Genomic DNA, 4,228 nt, shown 5'->3' on the forward strand with positions numbered 1-4,228 from the left:
TGCTTTTTGCTGAAATAACGCCTTTCAGTTCCGTTACAGTTGCTCCCGTTCACCCTGTAGTAATGGCTCCACTAAGACAATTGAAGTGAAGGAGTGAATGACATCCCGATGTACATACAAGAGGACGAGCCGTTGGCGAAGGAAATAACAGCAGTTATACGTGCCGGGGACACTGTTGGGTTGAAAAAGTTGCTTGAGGCTCACGAAGGTCTCTCTAAAGTCAGAATCGAAACCAAGAATCAAGATTATCGCGGCATAAGGTCGCTGCTACATATTGCTACGGATTGGCCAGGCCGTATTCCGAACGGTCCCGAAGTCATCCGATTGTTAGTAACAAACGGCGCTGACGTGAATGCCAAGTTCCAAGGAGCACATGCGGAGACTCCGCTGCACTGGGCGGCCAGCAATAACGATGTAGAGGCGCTCGACGCGCTCTTAGATGCGGGAGCAGATATTGAGGCTGGAGGCTCTGTAATCGACGGCGGAACAGCTCTAAGTGATGCTGTAGCGTTTGGACAATGGGATACGGCGCGCAGACTGGCCGAACGAGGGGCCAAACAGTTATTATGGCATGCGGCCGCACTCGGGAACATGGATGAGGTAAGGCGATTTGTTGAAGAGGATAAGTCTAAGAACCCAAAACAGCTCCATCAAGCGTTCTGGCTGGCTTGTCACGGCGGGCGAAGGGAAGCCGCGGAATATCTCAAGACTTGCGGCGCCGACATCAATTGGGTCGGTTATGACGGTCTGACGCCTTTGGATGCGGCCAGACGCAGCGGAGCGGACGATTTGGCGAGTTGGTTGGTCGTTATGGGAGGAAGAACTGCGAAAGGATGCAGGCCACTATGAAAAAAACGTGGGTACTGTCAATGATCTTACTATTTGCATGGAGTCTCCCTGGAGGAAAAACGGTAAGCTCGGCAGATGATGAGTTTGTCATTCCGCCGCTATATGAGGAAGCAAGGCCATTCGAGGACGGAGTAGCTTTCGTAAAAAAGGATGGAAAATGGGGGCTCATTAACATTACAGGCACATTAATTGTTCCGCCGAAATACGATTATGTCGGTCCGTTTGTAGAAGGCAGAACTGAAGTCAGTGTCGGAGAAAAATGGGGATTCATCAACCGAAATGGACTTTGAGGTTATTCCTGTTCAGTATGACAATGTCCAAAATTTTTACGGTAATAGGCTATCTGTGGTTTTCAAGGATGATAAAGCAGGCGTCATTGATCTGAATGGCAACATCGTCGTGCCTATTCGGTATAATGAAATCCGTCGATTTATGGATGGAATGTGGGTTGTGCGATCAGATGAAGGCTTTGGATTCGCCAATTACGAGGGAGAAGAAGTGATCCCTCCGCAATATGAGATCGTCTCCGGATTCATGAACGGGATCGCAGTTGTTAGAGATAACGAAGATGCACCGTTCTACTTTATCAATAAATCCGGCAAAGTAATCAATGAGACTTCTTATAACATCAGATACGATGTGTACGATGGTGGCATGATATATCATGACGATGTATACCTAGAACATCATTCAACTGACAACAGGCGAAGTCTATACAGCCGTTGAAGGTGAAATGAAGATAACGAATATCCGCCCCAAAATACTAGTAACTCCAACCGCGTCAAACATTTATTTGGACGGTATGGAGATGGATCCTTCAGGCTTATCATATTGAAGGGAATAATTACTTCAAGCTTAGAGACTTGGGCGAGAGCCTAAACTTCGGAGTAGAATGGGATGCTAAGCGAAAAGTCACTACATCGAGACGGCAGCCGGCTACGAGCCAGCATAAGCGATAAGAAGAAGAGGGCTCCTCATATGAGGGGCCCCCTTGCTCGACGGTGGTTTTGTTAGATTGGTACGTCGTGTATCCTGTCTCACTTCGAGCTCATCGAAATTGTGTGTTTACGGACCGTAGTCTTTAGCACAACGCCTCGCTTTACAAGTAGTGGATGAAATACTCTCCTTCAGATCCTTGCACCTGCTGGTCCAATGGAACTACACCTCTCTTGCACCGTCGATAATATAATGCCCGATAACCATCGACTTATTCATGCAGCTGCGAAATAATTTATAAGTTATTTCGGCATTCGGATCCACTTGCGTTCGTGATTCGTGTTATCGGGGAAACGTTCCCCCTTGTGCAAGGTTACTTTCTTTGGATTCTGAATGCCCATGTGGTACGAATTGACGCCAGTCTCGATATACGTGCCGTCATTCGGCGCCCGGTCGCCTTGGTTAAAGATCGTAAATTCACCCATCGTTGGATGCACCTCCATGAGTTGTGTATGAAGCGGTCGGGCAGCATTGATGAGATGAAGAAACATTGCCTGCTCCCGTCCATGGCTTAGTATGAACAACGCGTCCCAATCGCATAAGTAGCAGATAACGGTGCAAAGCTTGCCTAGTCTTCATATTCGCGCTATAACTGAGACAGGACTGGAGGGAGCGGACATGACAGGTTACACTTATTATTTGCCGATCGCGGTACACCAACTGAGCAGCGGACAATTGCCATGGTCTACCGAGGCGGTCGGGCCACGAGAGCCTGTTATCATCCTGGTGACGGATGGCTGGGCAAGAGTCGTATATAACGGAGTTGAGCGCGAGCTCGAGAGGCGTACCATTCTGTGCTGTAATTCAAGCAGCAGCATGGAGTGGGCAGCGGAAAAAGCTTTCAAAGCCATTGTCGTGGAGTATCGCGCACTGACGCTGGATGGTATGCCGCCTTCTCCTTCAGGCTTGCCCGAGAAGCCCGTCAAGGGCTCATCCGATGCTTTCATCCAGACGGGTCGGCTACTTGAATTAGCCTGGGCCAATCGGCAGGAGAAGCCGCTGGAACCGCAACGCATTTTTCTTGAGCTGCTGACAGCCTTGCTGGAGCAACACAAGCAGACAGGGGATGGAGTGGACATGCCATGGCTGACGAACGTACTCGACCAGCTTCATCGAAGGTTCAAGGAAGAGTGGAGTCGTGAAGCGTTGTCCGCATACGCGGAAGTCAGCGCCGAGCACTTGTCGAGGGTATTCCGTAAGAAGACGGGGCTGACCTATACCTCCTATCTGAATCTTATGCGCGTGAGGGAGGCGCAATTGTTGATTCTGAAAGGACTTTTTCCGAATTTGAACGAAATCGCGCGTCATGTCGGTTATCGCGACGGTTACTACCTGAGCAAAAAATTTAAAGCGCTCCTGGATCTTTCTCCTGCCAATTACAGAAACAAGCCGCGTCGCATCGTCGCTTCCACTTACAATTACACGGAAATGCTTATAGGGCTGGGCGTAGAGCCTGTATTGGGGGCGTATTCGGCGTGGTCGAGCCATCGCCAGCTTGGACATCCAAGCGAGGAAGGAATGCGGGAGCTCTGCTGGTCGGAGGGGATCGGATCTTATAAAGCATTGGAGCGACTGCAACCGGATGTCATTCTTGTAACAGGCGATATTCAGGAGGATTGGCAATTATATCGTTATGCAGCCGTAGAAGCGATTCCAATGACCAAGCTGCCTTGGCGCGAGCAGTTCCGCCGAGTAGCGGAAATCGCGGGGAAGCGGGAAGCGGCAGAGGAAACAATAAAGAGATATGATCGAATGGCTGCCGAGTCGAACGCACGGCTGGATACGAATCAAGTATTCCGGGGAACGGCTGCCGTGTGGGAGATCTATGCGGATGCGGCTTATGTATTCCATTGCGGCTTTGGCCGAGGGACGCCTGTTCTATATGAAGATCTTGGCTTCCGTGTTCCGCAGAAGCTTGTAGACAGAGGGATCATGGATAAGGGATGTTTATCTTTCCCAGTTGAGGAAGTGCCCGATATCGATTGTGACTACTTGTTTATTACGATCGCGCATGATTCGCTCGCGTTCAGGCAATTGCTGCAGTCCGAAGCATGGAGCCGGCTGACGGCGGTTTGCCGGGGCGATGTACATATTCTCAATGATTTCGGAAAATTTTATGGCATCGATCCCGGGTCGATAGAGCTGCAATTGGAAAGTTTGATGAATTGTCTCCTTCCATAGAATGCACCATCTCCCAGCTGTGCCTCGTACGCTCTACATCACAATATGACATGCTCCCAGATCATGCAGGAACATTTTCTTTTGCAGAGGGAGAAGGTAAAGTGTTCTAGTGATAATGATAATCATTATACTAATTGCGGGAATAGGAAAGGGAGAAGGTCATGAGAGAACTGATATGCTCCCCTTTAGGTAGACAGGTGAA

The 4,228-nt window shown here is 49.5% G+C and carries 5 protein-coding genes; 4 read left to right on the forward strand and 1 reads right to left on the reverse strand.

The annotated features are described in order from the left end of the window. Nucleotides 1-108 precede the first annotated feature (108 nt). Genes B1748_RS34690 through B1748_RS34700 form a run of 3 tightly spaced genes read left to right on the forward strand, consistent with a single transcriptional unit; the run spans nucleotide 109 to nucleotide 1,575 of the window. Nucleotides 109-849 carry an ankyrin repeat domain-containing protein gene (locus tag B1748_RS34690; RefSeq protein WP_087572550.1) on the forward strand — a complete coding sequence of 247 codons (741 nt, stop codon included), beginning with the start codon at nucleotides 109-111 and terminating at the stop codon, nucleotides 847-849. Further along, on the forward strand, nucleotides 846-1,139 hold the full coding sequence (locus tag B1748_RS34695; RefSeq protein ID WP_179215982.1) for a WG repeat-containing protein: 294 nt from the start codon (nucleotides 846-848) through the stop codon (nucleotides 1,137-1,139). The genes B1748_RS34690 and B1748_RS34695 overlap by 4 nt, the downstream gene beginning before the upstream one ends. After that, nucleotides 1,096-1,575: a WG repeat-containing protein gene (locus B1748_RS34700; protein WP_143810458.1), complete on the forward strand. Its 480-nt coding sequence runs from the start codon at nucleotides 1,096-1,098 to the stop codon at nucleotides 1,573-1,575. Before B1748_RS34695 ends, B1748_RS34700 begins: the two co-directional genes overlap by 44 nt. Nucleotides 1,576-2,087: 512 nt before the next feature. On the opposite strand, the gene B1748_RS34705 is transcribed toward B1748_RS34700, so the two are convergent. Continuing rightward, nucleotides 2,088-2,270, reverse strand: coding sequence for a YjzC family protein (locus B1748_RS34705; RefSeq protein WP_087572553.1), 183 nt, complete (start codon nucleotides 2,268-2,270; stop codon nucleotides 2,088-2,090). A 193-nt stretch (nucleotides 2,271-2,463) separates the two neighbouring features. Here B1748_RS34705 and B1748_RS34710 point away from each other — a divergent pair, with 193 nt between their 5' ends. Further along, nucleotides 2,464-4,026, forward strand: a complete 1,563-nt coding sequence (locus B1748_RS34710; RefSeq protein ID WP_087572554.1) for a helix-turn-helix domain-containing protein — start codon at nucleotides 2,464-2,466, stop codon at nucleotides 4,024-4,026. Nucleotides 4,027-4,228: the final 202 nt, after the last annotated feature.

The organism is Paenibacillus sp. MY03 (assembly GCF_002165585.1).
Classification (GTDB): domain Bacteria; phylum Bacillota; class Bacilli; order Paenibacillales; family Paenibacillaceae; genus Pristimantibacillus; species Pristimantibacillus agaridevorans.